Here is a 22,447-nt window from a genome sequence, read left to right on the forward strand (position 1 = left end):
CTCGGTCCTTCGGTTCAAGCCTTGCGCGCGGCAAAGTCGCGCATGAAGTCCACCAGCGCCTGCACGCCCGCCAGCGGCATCGCGTTGTAGATCGACGCGCGCATGCCGCCGACCGACTTGTGGCCCTTCAACTGCGTCAGGCCCGCAGCCTTCGATTCGGCCAGGAAAGCGTCGTTGAGCGATTCGTCCTTCAGGAAGAAAGGCACGTTCATGCGCGAACGGCAGGCCGGATCGACGCGATTCTCATAGAAACCGCTGCCGTCGAGGAAGCCGTACAGCAGCTTCGCCTTGGCGACGTTGCGCGCCTCCAGCGCGGCCACGCCGCCCTGGCGCTTGATCCACTGGAACACCAGGCCGGCGATGTAGATGCCGTAGGTCGGCGGCGTGTTGTACATCGACGCGTTCTCGGCCACGATCCTGAAGTCGAACGCGGCCGGGCAATGCGGCATCGCGCGGCCGAGCAGGTCCTCGCGCACGATGACGATGGTCAGGCCGGCCGGGCCGATGTTCTTCTGCGCACCACCGAAGATCAGGCCGTATTTCGACACGTCGATGACGCGCGACAGGATGTGCGAAGACATGTCGGCGACGACCGGCACTTCGCCGCGGCCGATCCGGGCCAGATCCGGCTCGAAGGGATATTCGACGCCGCTGATGGTCTCGTTGGTGCAGGTGAAGAGGTAGGCCGGATCCGCCGACAGCTTCCAGTCCGCCATCGGCGGCACGGTGGTGAAGTCGCTCGCCTCGGAAGTGGCGGCGATATTCACCTCGGCGTACTTGCGCGCCTCCTTCTGCGACTTCTGCGACCAGGCGCCGGTGACGACGTAGTCGGCGACGCGCTTGCCGCCGATCAGGTTCATCGGGATGATCGCATTCGCCGCGATCGCCCCGCCCTGCATGAACAGGATGCGGTAATCGGCCGGCACCGCCAGCAGTTCGCGCAGATCGGCCTCGGCCTGCACGGCGATCGAGGTGAACTCCTTGCCGCGATGGCTCATCTCCATCACGCCCATGCCCGAACCCTGCCAGTCGAGCATCTCGTCGGCGGCCTGGCGCAGCACTTCCTCGGGCAGCGCGGCCGGGCCGGCGCTGAAGTTCCACACCCGGCTCATCAGGCATCTCCCTGTTGGTCGGCCGCGGGCGCTTCGCCCTGGCCGTCGTTGCCGTCCTGCGCAGTGTCGTCGGCAGGCTCCCCGGCTGCGGCAGCCCCGCCTTCGTCTTCCGCGCGCATGCTTTCGTCGGACTCGGACTCCGCCACTTTCTCGATGCTGGCGAGGAAAGTGCCGTCGTCGAGGTTGATCAGGGTCACGCCCTGGGTGGAACGGCCCATCTCGCGGATGCTCTCGACGCCGGTGCGGATCAGCACGCCGCCGGTCGAGATCAGCATCACCTCGTCGCCCGGCTCGACCAGCACCGCGCCGACCAGCTTGCCGTTGCGGTCGGAGGTCTGGATCGCGATCATGCCCTTGGTGCCGCGGCCGTGGCGGGTGTATTCGGCCACCGGCGTGCGCTTGCCGTAGCCGTTCTCGGTCGCGGTCAGCACCGACTGCGACTCGTCCTTGGCCACCAGCATCGCGATCACCGCCTGGCCGTCCTCCAGCATCATGCCGCGCACGCCGCGGGCCTCGCGGCCCATCGGCCGCACGTCGGTCTCGGCGAAACGCACCGCCTTGCCGGCATCGGAGAACAGCATCACGTCGCATTCGCCGTCGGTGATGGCGACGCCGATCAGGTGGTCGCCGTCATCCAGATTCACCGCGATGATGCCGGCCTTGCGCGGGTTGGAGAAGGCGGTCAGCGCGGTCTTCTTGACCGTGCCCTCGGAAGTCGCCATGAACACGAAGTGCTCCTCGTCGAACTCCTTGATCGGCAGCACGGCGGTGATCTTCTCGCCTTCGACCAGCGGGAACAGATTGACGATCGGCTTGCCGCGCGAGTTGCGCGTGCCTTCGGGCACTTCGTACACCTTCAGCCAGTAGCAGCGGCCGCGGCTGGAGAAGCACAGCACGGTGTCGTGGGTGTTGGCGACGAAGAGATGGTCGATGAAGTCCTCGTCCTTCATCGAGGTCGCCTGCTTGCCGCGGCCGCCGCGGCGCTGGGCGCGGTAGTCGGCCAGCGGCTGGCGCTTGAAGTAGCCGGTGTGCGACAGGGTGACGACCATGTCTTCCGGCGTGATCAGGTCCTCGATGTTGATCTCGGCGGTGTTCATCACCAGTTCCGAGCGGCGCGGATCGCCGAACTGGTTGCGGATCGCGCTCAGCTCCTCGACGATGATCGCGGTGATGCGCTCGGGACGGGCGAGGATGTCGAGCAGGTCGGTGATGATGTCCATCACTTCGCGGTACTCGCCGACGATCTTGTCCTGCTCCAGCCCGGTCAGGCGTTGCAGGCGCAGCTCCAGGATGGCCTGGGCCTGGGCTTCGGACAGCCGGTAGCCCTGTGCCGACAGGCCGAACTGCGGGTCCAGCCCTTCCGGCCGGTAGCTGTCGGCCATCGCGCGCGACAGCATCTCCTCGACCAGCGGCGAGCGCCAGGTGCGTTCCATCAGGCCGCGCTTGGCATCGGCCGGCGTCGGCGCGGCCTTGATCAGGGCGATGATCTCGTCGACGTTGGACAGCGCCACCGCCAGGCCTTCGAGGATGTGGCCGCGGTCGCGCGCCTTGCGCAGTTCGAAGATGGTGCGGCGGGTGACGACCTCGCGGCGGTGCTCGAGGAAGCACACCAGCATCTGCTTCAGGTTCAGCAGGCGCGGCTTGCCGTCGACCAGCGCCACCATGTTCATGCCGAAGCTGTCCTGCAGCTGGGTGTGCTTGAACAGCTTGTTCAGCACCACTTCGGGCATCTCGCCGCGCTTGAGCTCGACCACCAGGCGCATGCCGGACTTGTCGGACTCGTCGCGGATCTCGCTGATGCCCTCGATCTTCTTTTCGTTGACCAGTTCGGCCATGCGCTCCTGCAGCGTGCGCTTGTTGACCTGGTAGGGCAGCTCGTCGACGACGATGGCCTGGCGGTCGGTCTTGCCGATCGGTTCGAAGTGGGTGCGCGCGCGCATGATCACGCGGCCGCGGCCGGTGCGGTAGCCCTCATGCACGCCGTGCAGGCCGTAGATCAGGCCGGCAGTCGGGAAGTCGGGCGCCTTGACGATGTCGATCAGCGCCTCGATGTCGGTGTCCGGCTCTTCCAGCAGCTTCAGGCAGGCATCGACGATCTCGCCCAGATTGTGCGGCGGGATGTTGGTCGCCATGCCGACCGCGATGCCGCTCGAACCGTTGATCAGCAGGTTGGGGATGCGCGCCGGCATGACCAGCGGCTCCTTCTCCGAGCCGTCGTAGTTGGGGCCGAAGTCGACCGTTTCCTTGTCGATGTCGGCCAGCAGTTCGTGGCCGATGCGCGCCATGCGGATTTCGGTGTAACGCATCGCCGCGGCGTTGTCGCCGTCGACCGAACCGAAGTTGCCCTGGCCGTCGACCAGCATGTAGCGCAGCGAGAAATCCTGCGCCATGCGCACGATGGTGTCGTACACCGCGGTGTCGCCGTGCGGATGGTATTTACCGATGACGTCACCGACGATGCGCGCGGACTTCTTGTAGGCACGGTTCCAGTCGTTGGACAGTTCGTGCATCGCGAACAGCACACGGCGATGCACAGGCTTGAGGCCGTCACGCGCATCGGGGAGTGCGCGGCCCACGATCACGCTCATCGCGTAGTCGAGGTAGGAGTGCCGCATCTCCTCTTCGAGGCTGATCGGCAGGGTTTCCTTGGCGAACTGGGTCATGCTCGAAGGCGGCGAAAGCCGCGTGAATCAAAACGGTCAATGCTACCACGAGAGCCCTGCCCTACAGCCGCAGACGACTCCAAAGGAAGCACGCTTCCGTCAGGGAGACAACGAGCAAAGGCGCGAAGAAGGCGCGCCTGAAGGGCACGCAGCAGAGATCGTCCGCGCAGCCGGATCATGACAGGACGATGCCTGCCACATGCATTTCATCAGCAGCGAGAGGAGGGCCACGCACTCTTCCCCATGCTGCGATGCCACCGGAACCCGGTCAGGCTCCAGTGGCCGATGGGCGATCAGAGCTTCAGTTGAGCTTCAGCTCACCCTTCATCACTGCCCAGTGGCCCGGGAAGGAGCAGAAATAGGTGTACTTCTCACCGGCCGCGAGCTTGGATACGTCGAAGGTGACCGAGTCGGTTTCGCCGCCACCGATCAGCTTGGTGTGGGCGATGATGCGGGCATCGCCATCGACGAGGTAGTCCTTGGCCGGGCCGGCCTTGGCGCTGTCGGCAGCCAGGTCCTTGACGTCGGCATCCTTCGCCAGCACCCAGTTGTGGCCCATGGCAGCCTTGGCCAGCTTGCCGGTGTGCTTCAGCGTGAGGGTGAACTCCTTGCAGCTCTTGTCGACCACGATCTCCTTGATATTGAACTGCATCATGTCGTTGCCTTCGATGGTGGCCTCGCAGGCAGCCCAGGCCGGCGCGACGGCAGCGGACAGCAGAACGCAGGCGGCAACTTTCTTCAGTTTCATCGATATCTCCCATGGTTTCCTGACGAGCAGGAAAAAACTCAACTGCAACGATGACACAGGCAAACGCCGGGCATCACGTGGAATTCCGGAATGGTGAAGACCCGTTGAACCGGCCATCTCCAACTCGGAACGCGAACCAGTTCCGGACAGGCTATTGTGCGCCAGCGCGCAGCCTGCCGCAATGGCTGCTTCTTCACCAAAGGTTTCCTCTTGAAATCGAATCGCCCGCCCCAACATGCCGGCCAGGAACAGCCATCAACAGGGAGCAAGAACCCATGCAGGACCTGAGCCAGAATCCAAACGCCATTCCGGAAACCGGACAGCAGCCCGCTCCCGCAGCGGCCGCGCAGGACACCGAAGAGAACAAGCCGGACACCCTGCCCAGCCTGGAAGAGAGCCTGCGCCAGGCCGAACTGAAGGCCGCCGAGCATCATGACGCCTGGCTGCGCGCCAAGGCCGAGACCGAGAACGTCCGCCGCCGCGCGCAGGAGGACATCGTCAAGGCCGGCAAGTTCGCCGCCGAGAAGTTCGCCAGCGCGATGCTGCCGGTCAAGGACAGCCTCGAAGCCGCACTCGCGGTGGAAAACCAGACCCTCGAGAATCTGCGCGAAGGCGTCGAACTGACGCTGAAGCAACTCGTCGCCGCCTTCGAAGGCGCCAACCTGGCGGAAGAGAATCCGCTCGGCCAGAAGTTCGACCCGAACAAGCACCAGGCGATCAGCACCGTCGAGGCGGATGCCGAACCCAACACCGTCGTCACCGTGCTGCAGAAGGGCTACCTGCTCAACGAACGCGTCATCCGCCCGGCGCTGGTGATGGTCGCCAAGGCGAAGGAACAGTAAGGGCGGCCGAACCAGCGAGCAATCTGCACGCGGCGGCTTGAAACGCTGCCGCACCACCCCATATTCGAACCAGACCGGACGGCGGCGCCGCTCCGCCACCACATTCAGAAAACAAAGGAACTTTCATGGGCAAGATCATCGGCATCGACCTCGGCACCACCAACAGCTGCGTTTCCGTGATGGAAGGCGGCAAGCCGAAGGTCATCGAGAACTCCGAAGGCGCGCGCACCACCCCGTCGGTGGTCGCCTACGCCGAAGACGGCGAAATCCTGTGTGGTGCGCCGGCCAAGCGCCAGGCCGTCACCAACGCCAAGAACACCCTGTTCGCGATCAAGCGCCTGATCGGCCGCCGCTTCGAAGAGAAGGAAGTGCAGAAGGACATCGACCTGATGCCCTTCACCATCACCAAGGCCGACAACGGCGACGCCTGGGTCGAGGTGCGCGGCAAGAAGATCGCGCCGCCGCAGGTGTCGGCCGAAGTGCTGCGCAAGATGAAGAAGACCGCCGAGGACTATCTCGGCGAGGAAGTGACCGAAGCCGTCATCACCGTGCCGGCCTACTTCAACGACAGCCAGCGCCAGGCCACCAAGGACGCCGGCCGCATCGCCGGCCTGGAAGTCAAGCGCATCATCAACGAGCCGACCGCGGCCGCGCTCGCCTTCGGCATGGACAAGAAGCCGGGCGACTCCAAGATCGCGGTGTATGACCTCGGCGGCGGCACCTTCGACATCTCGATCATCGAGATCGCCGACCTCGACGGCGAGCACCAGTTCGAAGTGCTGGCGACCAACGGCGACACCTTCCTCGGCGGCGAGGACTTCGACCAGCGCCTGATCGACTACATCGTCACCGAGTTCAAGAAGGATCAGGGCGTCGACCTCAAGAACGACGTGCTCGCGCTGCAGCGCCTGAAGGAAGCGGCCGAGAAGGCCAAGATCGAGCTGTCCTCCGGCCAGCAGACCGAAGTCAACCTGCCCTACATCACTGCCGACGCCTCCGGGCCGAAGCACCTGGCGGTCAAGATCACCCGCGCCAAGTTCGAGGCGCTGGTCGAAGACCTGGTCGAGCGCTCGATCGAGCCCTGCCGCGTGGCGCTGAAGGATGCCGGCCTGAAGGTCTCCGACATCGACGACGTGATCCTGGTCGGCGGCCAGACCCGCATGCCGATGGTGCAGGAGAAGGTCAAGGCATTCTTCGGCAAGGAGCCGCGCAAGGACGTGAACCCGGACGAAGCCGTGGCCGTGGGCGCCTCCATCCAGGGCGGCGTGCTGCAGGGCGAGGTCAAGGACGTGCTGCTGCTCGACGTGACCCCGCTGTCGCTCGGCATCGAAACCCTGGGCGGCGTGATGACCAAGCTGATCCAGAAGAACACCACGATCCCGACCAAGGCCTCGCAGGTGTTCTCCACCGCCGACGACAACCAGAGCGCGGTGACCATCCACGTGCTGCAGGGTGAGCGCGAGATGGCTTCCGGCAACAAGAGCCTGGGCCAGTTCAACCTGTCCGACATCCCGCCGGCGCCGCGCGGCATGCCGCAGATCGAGGTCACCTTCGACATCGACGCCAACGGTATCCTGCACGTGTCGGCCAAGGACAAGGCCACCGGCAAGGAGAACAAGATCAAGATCCAGGCCAACTCCGGCCTGTCGGACGAGGAAGTCGAACGCATGGTGCGCGACGCCGAGGCCCATGCCGAGGAAGACAAGAAGGCGCACGAACTGGTCGATGCCCGCAATCAGTGCGACGCGCTGGTGCATTCGACGCGCAAGGCCCTGGGCGAGTACGGCGACAAGCTGCCCGACGACGAGAAGGCCAGGATCGAAGCCGCGATCAAGGATGCCGAAGAGGCGATCAAGGGCTCCGACAAGGACAGCATCGAAGCCAAGAGCCAGGCCCTGGCGATGGCCGCACAGAAGCTGGGCGAGCAGATGTATGCCCAGGCCCAGGCCGAGGGCGGTGATCAGGCTGGCGCCGGCACCCAGTCGTCCGGCAGCAAGGCCGACGACGCCGACGTGGTGGATGCCGAATTCACCGAAGTGAAGGACAAGAAGTAATCGTCACTCTGGCGAATCCTTCTCGGCCGAGCCCCGCCGGAGCCCTGCTCCGGCGCCGGCTCGGCCTTTGCGTGATACCAGACTGAGCGAAGCAACATGTCCAAAAGGGATTACTACGACGTTCTCGGCGTCAATCGCGATGCCGGCGACGACGAGATCAAGAAGGCCTACCGCAAGCTGGCCATGAAGTACCATCCGGACCGCAATCCGGACAACAAGGAAGCCGAGGAGAAGTTCAAGGAGGCCAAGGAGGCCTACGAGATGCTCTCCGACCCGCAGAAGAAGGCCGCCTACGACCGCTACGGCCATGCCGGCGTCGACCAATCGATGGGAGGCGGCCAGGGCTTCGAAGGCGGCTTCGCCGATGCCTTCGGCGACATCTTCGGCGACCTGTTCGGCGGCGGCCGCGGCGGGCGCTCGAACGTCTATCGCGGCGCCGATCTGCGCTACAACCTCGAGATCACGCTCGAGGAAGCCGCGCGCGGTGCCGAGAAGACGATCCGCATCCCCACCGTCGAGGAATGCGGCACCTGCCACGGCAGCGGCGCCAAGCCCGGCACCCAGCCCAAGACCTGTCCCACCTGCAACGGCCACGGCCAGGTACGGGTGCAGCAGGGCTTCTTCTCGATCCAGCAGACCTGCCCGAAGTGCCACGGCAGCGGCAAGATCATCCCCGACCCCTGCCGCGACTGCGGCGGCGCCGGCCGGGTCAAGAAGCACAAGACACTGGAAGTGAAGATTCCCGCCGGCATCGACGAAGGCATGCGCCTGCGCCACGGCGGCCACGGCGAACCGGGCGTCAATGGCGGCCCGCCGGGCGATCTCTACGTCGAGATCCACATCCGCAAGCACGCGGTGTTCGAGCGCGACCACGACGACCTGCACTGCGAGATGCCGCTGAGCTTCACCACCGCGGCGCTGGGCGGCGAAATCGAGATCCCGACGCTGGAAGGCATGGCCCGCCTGAAGATCCCGGCCGAGACGCAGAGCGGCAAGGTCTTCCGCCTGCGCGGCAAGGGCATCAAGAACGTGCGCAGCCACGTGCATGGCGACCTGCTCTGCCACGTCGTGGTCGAGACGCCGGTCAGGCTCACCGAACGCCAGAAGGAACTGCTGCGCGAATTCGAGGAGATTTCCAGCGGCAACGCCGACCGCCACAACCCGAAGGCCAAGTCCTGGATGGACAAGGTGAAGGACTTCTTTGGTACTTGAACCCTGGCGGCGCGCAGCGCCGCCTGTCCAGGCATGAAAATGACCCGCCATCACTCCGATGGCGGGCCATTTTTTTCATCATCGGGGCCCTTCCGCCCCGACGAGGCACCGCTCAGGCGCGGCGCCAGGTCGTGCCGCCCGCGCCGTCCTCCAGCACGACGCCGGCTTCGGCCAGTTCGGCACGGATGCGGTCGGCTTCGGCGTAGTCCCTGTTCTTCTTCGCCGCGGCACGCGCAGCAATCCGTGCTTCGATCGCCGCAGCGTCGAGCCCGCCGGCATCCGGCGTACCCGCCTGCAGGAAAGCCACCGGATCGCGCTGCAGCAGGCCGAGCACGGCGCCCAGCGCCTTCAGTTGCCGCGCCAGCCCCGGCGAGGCGCTGCGATTGACCTCGTTGGCCAGCTCGAACAGCACCGCCATCGCTTCGGCCGTGTTGAAGTCGTCGTCCATCGCCGCGCGGAAGCGCCTCGCATGAGCTTCGTTCCAATCGACTTCGCCCTCGCCTTCGGCCGGCACGTTCTTCAATGCGGTGTAGAGCCGCGTCAGCGCACTGCGCGCATCCTCGAGATGCGCATCCGAGTAGTTCAGCGCGCTGCGATAGTGGGCGCGCAGGATGAAGAAGCGCACCACTTCGGCGTCGTACTGCTGCAGCACTTCGCGGATGGTGAAGAAATTGCCGAGCGACTTCGACATCTTCTCGTCGTCGACACGCACGAAGCCGTTGTGCATCCAGTAATTGACGAAGGCGTGGCCGTGCGCGCCTTCGGACTGGGCGATCTCGTTCTCGTGGTGCGGGAACTGCAGGTCCATGCCGCCACCGTGGATGTCGAAATGGTCGCCGAGCAGTTCGGAACTCATCGCCGAGCATTCGATGTGCCAGCCCGGACGGCCGGCACCCCAGGGCGAATCCCACTTCACCTCGCCCGGCTCCTCGGCCTTGGCATGCTTCCACAGCACGAAATCGAGCGGATCGTTCTTGTCCTGGGCGACATCCACCCGCTCGCCGGCACGCAGCTCGTCGAGCGACTTGCCCGACAGCTTGCCGTAGCCGTCGAACTTGCGCACCGCGTAGCAGACGTCGCGGTTGGCGGCGACGTAGGCCAGGCCTTTCTGCTCGAGGCGCGAGATCAGGCTCTGCATCTGGACGACGTAGTCGGTGGCGCGCGGCTCGTGGTCCGGGCGCAGCACGCCGAGGGCGTCGGCGTCCTCGTGCATCGCGGCGATGAAGCGGTCGGTCAACTGGCGGATCGACTCGCCGTTCTCCTGCGCCCGGCGGATGATCTTGTCGTCGATGTCGGTGATGTTGCGCACGTAGTTCACATCCAGCCCGCTGGCCCGCAGCCAGCGCGCCACCATGTCGAACACCACCATCACGCGCGCATGGCCGAGGTGACAGAAGTCATACACCGTCATGCCGCACACGTACATGCGGACCTTGCCGGGCTCGATCGGGGTGAAGACTTCCTTGCTGCGCGTCAGGGTGTTGTAGATGGAAAGCATCGGCGAATGGAAAAACGGTGGGGAAGATCGGTTGAAAACCGGTTCGTCGGCGGCGCAATTGTGAGGGGGGGTGCTTGTTGCTAGAATCCCGCGTCACCCAGGCGCCGGGCCGGCAGTCGAAGGCCGCAAATATACCACGGCCGCAATGCCTGCCATTTTCCCGGCCGCCACGACGTCCGCCGCCCATCCGGCCACCACGGCCGCGCACCGGAGATTCCATGAAAAAGCACCTGATCGCCTTTGCCGCGCTGGCATCGACCGCCCTGACCAGCCTCGGCGCCCTTGCCGCCAACCCCATGGTCGAGCTCAAGACCAACCAGGGCGAGATCGTCGTCGAAGTCTTCGCCGACAAGGCACCCAAGTCCGCCGAGAACTTCGTCCAGTACGTCAAGGACGGCTTCTACGACGGCACCGTGTTCCACCGCGTCATCGACGGCTTCATGGTCCAGGGCGGCGGCTTCGATGCCGACCTGAAACAGAAGAGCACCCGCGCGCCGATCGAGAACGAAGCCAAGAACGGCCTCAAGAACGAGCGCGGCACGCTGGCGATGGCCCGCACCGCCGATCCGCATTCGGCCAGCGCGCAGTTCTTCATCAACCTGGTGCCCAACACCTTCCTCGACTATCCCTCGCGCGACGGCTGGGGCTACGCGGTGTTCGGCAAGGTCGTCAAGGGCATGGACGTGGTCGACAAGATCGCCAAGGTGCAGACCGCCAACCGCGGCTTCCACCAGAACGTGCCCGTCGAGGCGGTCGTCATCGAGAGCGCGAGCGTGCTCGAGAACGCAGCGCCGAAGAAAGCGGGCAAGTAAGCACGCCTGCATCCCCAACAGCTTTCCCCAGGAGAACAGCACATGGCAGTCAAGCTGCATACCAACCACGGCGTCATCACCCTCGAACTCGACGCCGACAAGGCGCCGCAGACGGTGGCCAACTTCATCGCCTACGTCGAGGCCGGCCACTACGACAACACCATCTTCCACCGCGTCATCGACGGCTTCATGATCCAGGGCGGCGGCTTCACCCCGGGCATGGACCAGAAGCCGACCGGCGAGCAGATCAAGAACGAAGCCGACAACGGCCTCAAGAACGAGCGCGGCACCATCGCCATGGCCCGCACCCAGGCGCCGCACTCGGCCACCGCCCAGTTCTTCATCAACGTCGCCGACAACGACTTCCTGAACTTCCGCTCGCCCGACCCGCAAGGCTGGGGCTACTGCGTGTTCGGCAAGGTCAGCGAAGGCATGGACGTGGTCGACGCGATCCGCAAGGTCAAGACCGGCTCCAGCGGCTTCCACCAGGACGTGCCGAAGGAAGACGTGATCATCGAACGCGCCGAAGTGGTCTGAAACCCGCGTCCGATCCCTACTGTCGTTTGACACCCCTGGCCGGACGTCCGGCCAGGACGAGACCGGCCCGTGCGACTACTCTTCATCTCCGATCTTCATCTATCGGAAGATCATCCGGAAACCGTGGCAGCCTTTCTCGCGTTTCTGGCCGGGCCGGCGCGCGAAGCCCGGGCACTCTACATTCTCGGCGACCTGTTCGAATACTGGGCCGGCGACGATGACGGCGACGCACCGCTCAACCGCGACATCGCCAGCGCATTGGCCGCCACTGCCCGTGCCGGCACCGCGATCCATTTCATGCCAGGCAACCGCGACTTCCTGCTCGGCGCCGACTACGCCGCCCGCGCCGGCATGGACATCCTGCCCGACCCATGGCTGCTCCAGACCGGCGACAGCCGGCTGCTACTCAGCCACGGCGACATCCTCTGCACCGACGATGCCGCCTATCAGGCCTACCGTGCCCAGGTGCGCGATCCGGCTTGGCAGGCCGCCTTCCTCGCCCGGCCACTGAGCGAGCGCAAGGCGCTGATCGACAACCTGCGCCGGCTCAGCACCGCCGAAAACGCCCGGAAGTCGATGGAGATCATGGACGTCAATGCCGATGCAGTCGCCGCGCTGCTGCGCGCGCACCACTACCCGACCTTGATCCACGGCCACACCCATCGTCCAGCGCACCACCGCATCCAGATCGACGGCCATGCCTGCTCGCGCCATGTGCTCGCCGACTGGCACGGCTCGGCGCCTCATCTGGCCTTCGACGGCCAGCAGCTCAGCACCAGCGAATACCGCCCGAGTTGAAGGAAACGTCACCCATGTTCCGTTTCATCGCCATCTTCGTCGCGCTGCTCGTCGGGCTGTTTGCACTGGAGCTGACCAAGCCGGTGCAGGAGGCTCTGGTCACGCCCTGGACTTTCCTGCTCGCCAGAATCAGCGCCACACTGGTGTCCTTCTTCGATCCCGGCGTGATCGCGTACGACAAGGTGCTGATGCACGCCACTTCCGGCATCGGCGTGTCGATCGAAGCGGGCTGCAACGGCATCGAAGCCTGCATCATCCTGAGCGCTGCCATCCTCGCCTACCCGGCCGGCTGGAGAATTCGGCTCATCGGCATCGTCGCCGGCTTTGCCGCCATCCAGGCAGTCAACATCCTCCGGGTCATCACCCTGTTCTACCTCGCCGCCTGGAACCACGAAGCTTTCGAATTCGCCCACCTCTATCTGTGGCAGGCACTCATCATGCTCGACGTGCTGATCGTCTGGCTGATCTGGGTACGCCAGGTCGCCCGTAGCGAAGCCTCCCGGGAGCTTGCCCTTGCCTAGTCCGTTCAGCATCATCGGCGGGCTCTTCGTCCGCGCCCTGTTGTGGCTCGGCGTGCTGCTGAGCATCTGGTACTGGCAACGTGAGGTTTTCGCCCTGCCCGCAAGCTGGCTGGCCGGCCATGCAATGGAGTTCTTCTTTCCGTCCTGGGTGGCAGGCGTCGAGCAGGAAGGCAACATGGTGGTGCTGCTCACCCGCATCACGATCTTCGCCGAGGATGGCCGCATGGGCACGCTGACGCCGGAAGTCCGCGCCCTGACCTATTGCTACGGCCCACCCCTGTTCCTGGCCCTGCTGCTGGCGTCCCGCGCCAAAGGCATCTGGTGGAAATTCCCCGTCGGCCTGCTCGCCATGCTGCCCTTCCAGGCCTGGGGAATCAGCTTCGACTGGCTCGTCGACGTCGCCGTGCACATGGCGAACCTGACCTCCTCCGTCACCCGCTTCACCCCGCTCCACGCCAACCTGTTCGGCCTGGCATACCAGCTCGGCTTCCTGCTCTTCCCCACGCTGATCCCCTTCCTGCTCTGGGTCTATCTGGAACGTGGATTCGTCGCCACGGTGGCGGTGGATGGCGCAATGGCCGGAATGCTGGAAAAGAATGCTCCGGCGAATCCTTAGGCGAGGCGCAAGCAGCAAGAACGAGCATGGAAGCCGGACGCCAGCCGTTTGATGCCGCCGTGTGGTGCGGATGCAGGACTTGCCATGCCCCCCGAGTGCCGCACACGGCTCGAGCGCCGGCGACTGGCGGCCTGTAAATCGGGATAGGGGCGGCCAGCTTACCCGGCCGACCCCTCCCACACCACCCGGCATGCGGGTCCGCACCGGGCGGTTCGAGTCGTTGAGGTTATGAGAGCCGAGGGACGCCGAGTCGGTCGAAGTAAGCGACAGGCATCGCGCGGTTCAATCGCATGCGGCTGTTACGCCACCAGCACCGACTGTTCGCCGCCACCTTGCGGGCATCCTCTTCCGAGGCGCCCATCGCTTTCAACTCCCGGTACATCGTCGTACCCCGACGCCAGTGCTTGAGCTGCACCGCACGCAGCCGGTGTCTTATCCACTTGTCGAGTTTGCGGAACACCTTGGGTGTCTGCGCAAGCTGGAAGTACGTCTTCCAGCCCGGCATGTAGGCCCGCAGCCGTTCGGCAATCTCGGTCAGGTTGCGCCCACCCGAGCGACGCGTGAATTGCCGGATGCGTTGCTTGAAGGTCTTGAGCGCCTTGTCGGCCACCCTGCACTTGACCTGTCCGCCCGGGCCGTACCAGAAGGCGTAGCCCAGAAACTTGCGGCCCGAGGCCGGCGCAACGGCCGTCTTGGCGTCATTGACCTTCAGGTGAAGTCGTTCGTAGAGCTTGGTCAGGCCCGCCAGCACCCGTTCGCCTGCGCGACCACTGCGTACATATACATTGCAGTCGTCGGCATAGCGAACGAAACGGTGGCCCCGTCGCTCCAGTTCCCGATCCACCTCGTCAAGCAGCACATTGGCCAGCAGCGGCGACAGTGGGCCGCCTTGCGGCGTCCCCTCGTAGCGCGCCATGGCCACGCCGCCATCCATGATCCCGGCCACGAGGTAACGACGGATCAGCCGCAGCACGGCCTTGTCCTCGATTCGCCTCGACAACCGTTCCATCAGGATGTCGTGATTGACTCGATCGAAGAATTTCTCCAGATCCACATCGACCACCACCCGGTAACCGTCCTGCACGTAGCGCTGTGCATCGAGCACCGCGTCGTGGGCACGGCGTCCCGGCCGGAAGCCGTAGCTGTGTTCAGAGAACGTTGGATCAATCCTGGGCTGCAAGACTTGCAGCAGGGCTTGCTGGATCAGCCGATCCGTCACCGTCGGAATCCCCAATTCGCGCACCCCACCATCGGGCTTCGGGATCTGGACACGGCGCACCGGCAGGGGCCGGTAGCTGCCATCCAGCAAGGATTCCCGAATCCGGGGCCAGTGCGCTCTCAGTTGCTCCGCCGTCTCGGTGATCGACAACCCATCCACCCCAGCACTGCCGCGATTGGATTTGACGCGTTTCCACGCCGCCTCCATGTTCGCGCTCGCGAGCACCTGCGCAAGCAGGTCATCTCGCCCCGGGCTTCCAGTTCCATGCCGCGCCGTCCGTGCTTCATCACGCACTGCTTCGGACGCGGCTTCACCGAGCCCTCCCGCATTGCGCCCCGGCTCCCCGAGCTTCTGATGCACTTCACGTCCGAGCAACACGGCCTTCGGCCCTCCTACTCGTTCGGCCCTTCGCCCCAAACCAGCGGCTACTACGGCCTCTGCTGACTTCTCGCTCCGGTTAAGCGCCGTCGCCCTTTCAGGCACAAGGCGAGACCTCCCCAGGTAAGAACGCACTCCTTCGCTGCACAACCGCCGGATCTACGCCACTTCGCCTTGATCACGAGAGCTTCGCGATTACGTGCTCGCTCGCCCTGCTCCGCAGCGCCTTCTATCCGATTCTTGTCCATCGGCTCGCAGCTTATGCTCCACGCTTCCTCCCCACGCTCGGTCACCCTCACGCAGTTGCGCTTCACTTCGTTCGCTGTGATCAACTTACGGCGGGACTTGCACCCGCAGGAGGGCGCCCATGCTGGGCGCACACGAGCCAACGGCTCCGCAACACGGAGCCGTTGGCAGGCATTGGTGCAGAAGGCTGGCGTTCAGCCGCCCAGCCCCCGCGCCAGATCCGCCTTGAGATCCTCCACGGCTTCCAGTCCCACCGCAACGCGCAGCAGGCCGTCGCCGATGCCGGCCGCGGCGCGTGCTTCCGCCGTGATGCGGCCGTGCGTGGTCGTCGCCGGGTGAGTGATCGTCGTCTTGGTGTCGCCGAGGTTGGCGGTGATCGAGATCAGCCGGGTCGAATCGACCACTTTCCATGCCGCCTCGCGCCCGCCCTTGACGTCGAAGCTGACGATGGCGCCGCCGGACTTCTGCTGGCGCATCGCCAGTTCGTGCTGCGGATGCGAAGGCAGGCCGGGGTAATACACGCGGGCCACGCCGGGCTGGGTCTCGAGCCAGCGGGCCAGTTCCAGCGCCGCGGCCGACTGCGCTTCCATGCGGATGCGCAGGGTTTCCAGGCCCTTGAAGATCACCCAGGCGTTGAAGGGCGACAGGGTCGGCCCTGCCGTGCGCAGGAAGCGGAACACTTCTTCGGTGATCGCCTTCCGGCCCGCCACTGCGCCGCCCAGCACGCGGCCCTGGCCGTCCAGGTACTTGGTCGCCGAATGCACGACCACGTCCGCGCCGAGCTCCAGCGGACGCTGCAAGGCCGGCGTACAGAAGCAGTTGTCCACCGCCAGCAGTGCGCCGGCCTGGTGGGCGATCTCCGCCACCGCAGCGATGTCGACCACTTCGGTCAGCGGATTGGACGGCGTCTCGATGAAGAACAGGCGGGTGCGCGGCCTCACTGCCTTGCGGTAGGCATCGAGATCGGTCGCCGCCACGAAGCTGGTTTCGATGCCGAACTTCGACAGGATGCCGCCGAACAACTGCTGGGTGGCGCCGAACAGGCCGTTGGAGGCAACGATGTGATCGCCGGCCTGCAAGGTCGCCATCGCCAGCGACAGGATCGCCGACATGCCGGACGCCGTCGCCACGCAGGCTTCGGCGCCTTCGAGCGCGGCGAGCCGCGTCTGCATCGCGGTCACGGTCGGGTTCGAGAAACGGGCATAGACGTTGCCCTCCTCCTCGCCGGAAAAACGCGCCGCCGCCTGCGCCGCATTCTCGAACACGAAGCTCGAGGTCAGGTACATCGCTTCGCCGTGTTCGCCGAACTGGCTGCGTTCGATACCGGAGCGGATTGCCAGCGTGTCCGGATGAAGGGGAAGATCGTCAGGGAGCGTCATCGCAGTTCGCAGAGGATATCGGTTCAGTTGTCGGAGCCGGAAGCGAGGTTGAGGTCGAGCTGGCCGCCCTCGTCGTCGTGGAGGTCGACCTTGGCGGGCTTGTCCTCGCCGCGCTGGTTCTCGACGCCGTTCAGGTATTCGGCGGTGATGTCGCCGGTCACGTAGCAGCCGTCGAAGCAGGACGTCTCGAAGAAGCTGAGCGCGGGATTCAGCGCACGCACCGAAGCCTTCAGATCGTCGAGATCCTGGTAGATCAGGCCGTCGGCGCCGATCTCGCGGCAGATTTCCTCCTCGGTGCGATCCGATGCGATCAGTTCGCCGCGCGTCGGCATGTCGATGCCGTAGACGTTGGCATGGCGCACCGGCGGCGCCGCCGAGGCGAGATAAACCTTCCGCGCGCCGGCTTCCCGTGCCATGTTGACGATCTCCTTGCTGGTCGTGCCGCGCACGATGGAGTCGTCGACCAGCAGCACGCTCTTGCCCCTGAATTCCTGATGGATGGTGTTCAGCTTCTGGCGCACCGACTTCTTGCGCGTCGCCTGTCCCGGCATGATGAAGGTCCGGCCGATGTAGCGGTTCTTGACGAAGCCTTCGCGGTAGGGCAGCCCCAGGCGCTCGGCCATCTGCATCGCCGACGGCCGGCTGGAGTCCGGAATCGGGATCACGACGTCGATATCGACGTGCGGCATCGTGCGCTTCATCTTGTCGGCGAGGAACTCGCCCATCTTCATGCGCGACTCGTACACCGACACGCCGTCGATGATCGAATCCGGCCGCGCCAGATAGACGAACTCGAACATGCACGGCGCCTGCACGGTCTGCTCGGCGCACTGGCGACTGTGGAAGTTGCCTTCGGTGTCGATCAGCACCGCCTCGCCCGGCGCGACGTCGCGCAGCAGCTTGAAGCCGAGCACGTCGAGCGCCACCGACTCGGACGCCACCAGCCATTCGGTGCCGGCCTCGGCCTCGTTGCGGCCGATCACCATCGGGCGGATGCCGTAGGGGTCGCGGAAGGCGAGCAGGCCGTAGCCGGAGATCATCACCACCACGCCATAGGCGCCGCGACAGCGGCGATGGACGCCGGCCACGGCACGGAACACAGCCTCCTCGTCGAGCTTCAACCCATTACAGGCCGCCTGCAGCTCATGCGCCAGCACGTTCAGCAGCACTTCGGAATCGCTGCTGGTGTTGATGTGGCGGAGATCGGACAGGAAGATCTCGCGCTTGAGCGCATCGGAATTCGTCAGGTTGCCGTTGTGCGCCAGCAGCAGGCCGAAGGGCGAATTGACGTAGAAGGGCTGTGCTTCCGAGGCGTTGTAGGCTGAGCCGGCCGTCGGATAGCGGACGTGGCCGATGCCCCAGTTGCCTTCGAGGTTGCGCATGTTGCGCGTGCGGAACACGTCGCGCACCAGGCCCGAGCCCTTGTGCATGTGGAATCGCCCGCCTTCGGCGGTGGCGATGCCTGCCGCATCCTGCCCGCGGTGCTGCAGCACCTGAAGACCGTCGTACAGAAGCTGGTTGACTGGGGAGGTCGCGACGACTCCGAGAATTCCGCACATGAGGATTTCGCCTATCTGAATCGAATCTTGTCGGCCACCACTTCGGGCAGCCAGGGTTTGGCGGCAAGAACCGCCGTTTCCAACGGTGGCGAGAACAAGGCCTGCGTCCACCAGGGTTCACGGGACAGACCGGCGAGGCCGCCGATCAGCACGACCACCAGCGCCACCAGCAGGCCACGCGCGATGCCGAACAGCGCGCCGAAGAAGCGGTCGGTCGCCCCCAGCCCCGCGGCATGCAGCAGCTGGCGCAGCAGGTAGCGGACGAGCGCAGTCAGGATCAGCACCCCGAGGACGACCAGCGCACCGCCGGCCACCTGCCGCCACAAGGGTTCGGCGATGAGCCCGGCAAAGACCCGGGCCGCCTGTTCGTTATAGCGCCAGGCGGCAAAAAGCGCGAGCACCCAGGCCATCACGGCCATGACCTCGCTGACCAGGCCGCGCCACATGCCCACTGCCGCGGACAAGGCCAGGATGCCGAGGAACACGTAGTCGAATACCGTCATGCGGAAACCGTCAGCGCGGCGTGATCACGGTACTGAAACCCAGCGCCCGCAGTTGCTCGGCCGTCTTGTCGGCGGCGCTCCTGCCGGTGATGGGGCCGACGCGCACGCGCGTGACGTTGCCAGCCTTCTCGGTATAGGCGGCAAATCCCTGCTTCTTGAGATCGGCAGCAATGCGCGAGGCCCTGGCGGCGTCGCCGAAGGCACCGATCTGCAGGATGAAGCTTTCGCCCTTCGGCGTCTGGGCCTTCGGCACTTCGCGGCCTTCGATCGCGGCGCGCGCGCGCGCGGCTTCGGCCGCCTCATCGGCAGCGGAGCGTGCGGGTGCGGGCTTGGGCGTTTCGGGTTTCGTCGCAGCGGGCTTCGCGGGAGGAGTCGGTGCTCCGGCGGCCGGCGCCTCGGGCTTCGCCGGCACAGGCGGCGGCGCGTCGACGGTGGGAGGCGGGGATGGCGGCGCCTGCTCCTCGGGCGAGGGCGTGGTTGCGGGCACCGGATCTTCCGCAGCCGCATTCGGGCGGACCTGGCCGGCAGGTGCGTCGCGGTCCGGAATCGTGATCTGGATGTCGCCGCTGACCGGATGCGGCTCCTGCTCCATCATCATCGGCAGGATGATCGCCGCCAGCAGCGCAAGTGCGATCGCGCCCACCAGCCGGCGCCGGGCGCGTTTCTTGATGTCGAGGTTTTCTGCGTCGCTCACGAAACGATCTCGTCAGTGTCTGCCCGCTTTCACCACGTCGAGCACTTCGGCTACGGTCAGGAAGGAGCCGAAGACCACGATTCTATCACCCTCCCCTGCACCCTGCTGCGCCGCAGCATAAGCATCCTTCGGCGAGGGAAAACACCGGATGCCGGCTTCGATGCCCGCCATATGCAGGCGCAGCGCCAGCTCTTCCGCCTTGAGGCCGCGCGGGCCGGGCAGATCGGCAAGCAGCCAGTGGTCGATCCGGCCCTTCAGCAGCGACACGACGCCTTCGACATCCTTGTCGCCGAGCATGCCGAGCACCGCCCAGGTTTCCGGATGGAAACCCATGCTCCCCAGGTTCTCGGCCAGCACGCCGGCCGCCTGCGGGTTGTGGGCAACGTCCAGCACCACCGCCGGACGGCCGGGCAGGACCTGGAAGCGGCCCGGCACCTCGACCAGCATCAGGCCCTGGCGGATGGCCTGCATCGATACCGGGATGCGGTCACGCACGGTGTCGAGCACCGTCATCACCGCAGCGGCGTTGAGCAACTGGTTGGCCCCCCGCAGCGCCGGATAGGCCAGGCCGCCGCGCTTGACCAGCGCACCCTGCGCAGGCGGCGCCTGGTAGCGCCAGTAGCCCCACTGCTGGCGGTCGCCGCCGAAGCCGAAATCGCGGCCGCTGATCCACAACTGCGCGCCGATCGCCTCGGCATGGTCGCGCAAGCTGGCCGGCGGTTGCGGGTCGCCGCACACGGCGGGCCGGCCGGAACGGAAGATGCCGGCCTTCTCGAAGCCGATCGCTTCCCGGGTGTCGCCGAGATAATCCATGTGGTCGAGCGCGATACTGGTCACCAGCGCGCAATCGGCGTCGAACACGTTCACCGCGTCCAGCCGGCCGCCCAGGCCGACTTCGAGGATGACGACGTCCGGCGCCTCCTTGCGGAACACTTCCCAGGCGGCCAGCGTGCCATGCTCGAAATACGTCAGCAGCGTGTCGCCGCGGGCGGCTTCGACCGCATCTAAAGCCGCGACCAGCGCCTCGTCGGCCACTTCCTTGCCATCGACGCGGACACGTTCGTTGTAGCGCAGCAGATGCGGCGAGGTATAGCAGCCGACGCGATAGCCTTCGGCCAGCAGGATCGCCTCCAGCATCGCGCAGCACGATCCCTTGCCGTTGGTGCCGCCCACCGTGATCACCAGCGCATCGGGATCGGCTCCGAGCACGGCCCGCACCCGCGCGACACGCTCCAGGCCGAGCTGGATGGTCTGCACATGGCGCTGTTCGAGCAGTTGCAGCCAGCCGGCCAGCGTGCGCGGCGAAACGGCAGTGGACGAAGAAACCATCAGGCAGCCGAGGCGGCGGGCTGGCGCAGCAGCAGGCAGAGCAGACGGGCCAGCTCCTGCCGCATCTCGCGGCGATCGACGATCAGGTCGATGGCGCCCTTCTCCAGCAGGAACTCAGCGCGCTGGAAGCCTTCCGGCAGCTTCTCGCGCACCGTCTGCTCGATCACGCGCGGGCCGGCAAAGCCGATCAGCGCGCCCGGCTCGGCGATGACGACGTCGCCCATGAAGGCGAAGCTCGCCGACACGCCGCCCATGGTCGGGTCGGTCAGCACGGTGACGAAAGGCAGCCGGCGCTCGGCCAGGCCCGTGATCGCCGCCGTGGTCTTGGCCATCTGCATCAGCGAGAACAGGCCTTCCTGCATGCGCGCGCCGCCCGAGGCGGTGATGCAGATGAAGGGCAGGCGCTGCTCATAGGCGGCCTTGGCGCCGCGCACGAAGCGCTCGCCGACCACCGACCCCATCGAACCGCCGAGGAACTCGAACTCGAAACAGGCCACCACCACCGGCACGCCGCCGATCAGCCCCTGCATCACGACCATCGCGTCGACCTCGCCGGTCTCGGCTCCCGCAGCCGACAGGCGCTCGGGATACTTGCGCGAGTCCTTGAACTTCAGCGCATCGATCGGCCTCACTTCGGCGCCGATCTCGACGCGCCCTCCGATGTCGAACAGCATGTCGAGACGCTGGCGCGCGCGCAGCCGGTTATGGTGTCCGCACTTCGGGCACACGCCCTGGTTGCTGTCGAGGTCGGAGCGATAGAGCACGGCTTCGCATGCGCTGCACTTGCTCCACAGCCCTTCCGGAATCGTCGACTTGCCGCGCCCTGCGTTGTCGCTGCGCTTGATCTTCGGCGGCAGCAGCTTCTGCAACCAACTCATGATTTCACTCCTGTTGCCGGTTCGATGGCGTCGAGCGCTGCGCGGATGCTGCGCATGAAGGCATGCACGCGTGCGACGGCTTCGCCTGCCGGGGCCTGCTCGATTTCCTCGATGATCCGGCTGCCGATGACGACCGCGTCGGCAACGGCACCGATGCGCCGGGCACTCTCGGCATCGCGGATGCCGAAACCGACGCCGACCGGCAGGCCGACCGCGGCGCGGATCTGCGGAATGCGGCGCGCGACCTCGTCGATGTCGAGCCTGCCGCTGCCGGTCACGCCTTTCAGCGAGACGTAGTAGATGTAGCCGCTGCCCGCCGCGGCGACGTCGGCGAAACGCTGCTCGGTCGACGTCGGCGCCAGCAGGAAGATCGGATCCAGGCCGGCGGCCTTGGCCGCGCGGGTGAAGCCGGTGCATTCCTCGGGCGGATAATCGACCACCAGCACGCCATCCACGCCCGCTTCGCTGGCGGCGGCGACGAAGTTTCCAACGCCCATGGCTTCGATCGGGTTAGCGTAGCCCATCAGCACCACCGGCGTCTCGGCGTTCCCGGCGCGGAAGGCGCGGACGGTGTCGAGCACCTTGCGCAGGCTCATGCCCTGCTCCAGCGCACGCTCGGAGGCGCGCTGGATGGTGGGGCCGTCGGCCATCGGGTCGGAGAAGGGCACGCCCAGCTCGATGACGTCGGCGCCGCCGTCGACCAGGGCGCGCATCAGCGGCAGGGTCAGCGCGGGCTCGGGAAAACCAGCGGTGACGAAGGGAATCAGCGCCTTGCGGCCATCGGCCTGCAAGCGCTGGAAAACGGTCTGGATTCTTGACATGTCACGTCTCGATCACGCAGCGGGCCGC

At 65.9% G+C, this 22,447-nt stretch carries 20 protein-coding genes; 8 read left to right on the forward strand and 12 right to left on the reverse strand.

Going from position 1 to position 22,447, the window contains the following annotated elements; translation table 11 throughout:
• Positions 1 to 14: 14 nt before the first annotated feature.
• The 3 genes from serC to azu form a co-directional block, all read right to left on the reverse strand.
• The gene (gene serC, locus ACNQFN_RS15290; protein ID WP_418646914.1) at positions 15 to 1,112 is read right to left on the reverse strand and encodes a 3-phosphoserine/phosphohydroxythreonine transaminase; all 1,098 of its coding nucleotides are present in this window, start codon (positions 1,110 to 1,112) and stop codon (positions 15 to 17) included.
• Positions 1,112 to 3,775: a DNA gyrase subunit A gene (gene gyrA / locus ACNQFN_RS15295; protein WP_068637050.1), complete on the reverse strand. Its 2,664-nt coding sequence runs from the start codon at positions 3,773 to 3,775 to the stop codon at positions 1,112 to 1,114. The genes serC and gyrA overlap by 1 nt, the downstream gene beginning before the upstream one ends.
• Before the next feature lie 301 nt (positions 3,776 to 4,076).
• Positions 4,077 to 4,523 (reverse strand): azurin, encoded by a 447-nt coding sequence (gene azu / locus ACNQFN_RS15300; RefSeq protein WP_068637049.1) that lies wholly within the window; start codon positions 4,521 to 4,523, stop codon positions 4,077 to 4,079.
• Between the two features lie 275 nt (positions 4,524 to 4,798).
• Here azu and grpE point away from each other — a divergent pair, with 275 nt between their 5' ends.
• The 3 genes from grpE to dnaJ all read left to right on the forward strand — a co-directional run bounded on the left by grpE (position 4,799) and on the right by dnaJ (position 8,631).
• On the forward strand, positions 4,799 to 5,365 hold the full coding sequence (gene grpE, locus ACNQFN_RS15305; RefSeq protein WP_418646915.1) for a nucleotide exchange factor GrpE: 567 nt from the start codon (positions 4,799 to 4,801) through the stop codon (positions 5,363 to 5,365).
• Positions 5,366 to 5,490: 125 nt separating this feature from the next.
• Positions 5,491 to 7,419 carry a molecular chaperone DnaK gene (dnaK, locus tag ACNQFN_RS15310; protein ID WP_068637047.1) on the forward strand — a complete coding sequence of 643 codons (1,929 nt, stop codon included), beginning with the start codon at positions 5,491 to 5,493 and terminating at the stop codon, positions 7,417 to 7,419.
• 96 nt (positions 7,420 to 7,515) lie between these two features.
• Complete coding sequence (gene dnaJ / locus ACNQFN_RS15315; RefSeq protein WP_068637046.1) at positions 7,516 to 8,631, forward strand: molecular chaperone DnaJ; 1,116 nt, start codon at positions 7,516 to 7,518, stop codon at positions 8,629 to 8,631.
• 112 nt (positions 8,632 to 8,743) lie between these two features.
• On the opposite strand, the gene cysS is transcribed toward dnaJ, so the two are convergent.
• Entirely contained in the window at positions 8,744 to 10,129 is a 1,386-nt protein-coding gene (gene cysS / locus ACNQFN_RS15320) for a cysteine--tRNA ligase (protein WP_068637045.1), read from the reverse strand.
• Positions 10,130 to 10,347: 218 nt separating this feature from the next.
• On the opposite strand from cysS, the gene ACNQFN_RS15325 reads away from it, so the two are divergent.
• The 5 genes from ACNQFN_RS15325 to ACNQFN_RS15345 all read left to right on the forward strand — a co-directional run bounded on the left by ACNQFN_RS15325 (position 10,348) and on the right by ACNQFN_RS15345 (position 13,413).
• Positions 10,348 to 10,941 (forward strand): peptidylprolyl isomerase, encoded by a 594-nt coding sequence (locus ACNQFN_RS15325; RefSeq protein ID WP_068637044.1) that lies wholly within the window; start codon positions 10,348 to 10,350, stop codon positions 10,939 to 10,941.
• Between the two features lie 42 nt (positions 10,942 to 10,983).
• Positions 10,984 to 11,478 carry a peptidylprolyl isomerase gene (locus tag ACNQFN_RS15330; RefSeq protein ID WP_068637043.1) on the forward strand — a complete coding sequence of 165 codons (495 nt, stop codon included), beginning with the start codon at positions 10,984 to 10,986 and terminating at the stop codon, positions 11,476 to 11,478.
• A 69-nt stretch (positions 11,479 to 11,547) separates the two neighbouring features.
• On the forward strand, positions 11,548 to 12,276 hold the full coding sequence (locus tag ACNQFN_RS15335) for a UDP-2,3-diacylglucosamine diphosphatase (protein ID WP_418646916.1): 729 nt from the start codon (positions 11,548 to 11,550) through the stop codon (positions 12,274 to 12,276).
• 14 nt (positions 12,277 to 12,290) lie between these two features.
• Positions 12,291 to 12,797: an exosortase H gene (gene xrtH, locus ACNQFN_RS15340; protein WP_068637041.1), complete on the forward strand. Its 507-nt coding sequence runs from the start codon at positions 12,291 to 12,293 to the stop codon at positions 12,795 to 12,797.
• Positions 12,790 to 13,413, forward strand: coding sequence for an exosortase H-associated membrane protein (locus ACNQFN_RS15345; protein WP_068637040.1), 624 nt, complete (start codon positions 12,790 to 12,792; stop codon positions 13,411 to 13,413). The genes xrtH and ACNQFN_RS15345 overlap by 8 nt, the downstream gene beginning before the upstream one ends.
• A gap of 226 nt (positions 13,414 to 13,639) precedes the next feature.
• Here the strand turns inward: ACNQFN_RS15345 and ltrA are convergent, their stop codons facing one another.
• From ltrA to trpA, 8 genes are all read right to left on the reverse strand, one after another.
• On the reverse strand, positions 13,640 to 15,010 hold the full coding sequence (gene ltrA, locus ACNQFN_RS15350) for a group II intron reverse transcriptase/maturase (protein WP_418646661.1): 1,371 nt from the start codon (positions 15,008 to 15,010) through the stop codon (positions 13,640 to 13,642).
• Between the two features lie 440 nt (positions 15,011 to 15,450).
• Positions 15,451 to 16,635 (reverse strand): O-succinylhomoserine sulfhydrylase, encoded by a 1,185-nt coding sequence (locus tag ACNQFN_RS15355; RefSeq protein WP_068637039.1) that lies wholly within the window; start codon positions 16,633 to 16,635, stop codon positions 15,451 to 15,453.
• Between the two features lie 23 nt (positions 16,636 to 16,658).
• A complete protein-coding gene (gene purF / locus ACNQFN_RS15360) occupies positions 16,659 to 18,194 on the reverse strand; it encodes an amidophosphoribosyltransferase (RefSeq protein WP_418646917.1) in 1,536 nt (511 codons plus the stop codon).
• An 11-nt stretch (positions 18,195 to 18,205) separates the two neighbouring features.
• Positions 18,206 to 18,697 carry a CvpA family protein gene (locus tag ACNQFN_RS15365; RefSeq protein WP_068637037.1) on the reverse strand — a complete coding sequence of 164 codons (492 nt, stop codon included), beginning with the start codon at positions 18,695 to 18,697 and terminating at the stop codon, positions 18,206 to 18,208.
• A 10-nt stretch (positions 18,698 to 18,707) separates the two neighbouring features.
• The gene (locus ACNQFN_RS15370) at positions 18,708 to 19,391 is read right to left on the reverse strand and encodes an SPOR domain-containing protein (RefSeq protein WP_068637036.1); all 684 of its coding nucleotides are present in this window, start codon (positions 19,389 to 19,391) and stop codon (positions 18,708 to 18,710) included.
• A 12-nt stretch (positions 19,392 to 19,403) separates the two neighbouring features.
• The gene (folC, locus tag ACNQFN_RS15375) at positions 19,404 to 20,720 is read right to left on the reverse strand and encodes a bifunctional tetrahydrofolate synthase/dihydrofolate synthase (protein ID WP_068637035.1); all 1,317 of its coding nucleotides are present in this window, start codon (positions 20,718 to 20,720) and stop codon (positions 19,404 to 19,406) included.
• Entirely contained in the window at positions 20,720 to 21,598 is an 879-nt protein-coding gene (gene accD, locus ACNQFN_RS15380; protein ID WP_068637034.1) for an acetyl-CoA carboxylase, carboxyltransferase subunit beta, read from the reverse strand. The genes folC and accD overlap by 1 nt, the downstream gene beginning before the upstream one ends.
• Positions 21,595 to 22,419: a tryptophan synthase subunit alpha gene (trpA, locus tag ACNQFN_RS15385; RefSeq protein WP_068637033.1), complete on the reverse strand. Its 825-nt coding sequence runs from the start codon at positions 22,417 to 22,419 to the stop codon at positions 21,595 to 21,597. Before trpA ends, accD begins: the two co-directional genes overlap by 4 nt.
• Positions 22,420 to 22,447: the final 28 nt, after the last annotated feature.

Source organism: Thauera butanivorans (genome assembly GCF_048398245.1).
Taxonomy (GTDB): Bacteria; Pseudomonadota; Gammaproteobacteria; order Burkholderiales; family Rhodocyclaceae; genus Thauera; species Thauera butanivorans.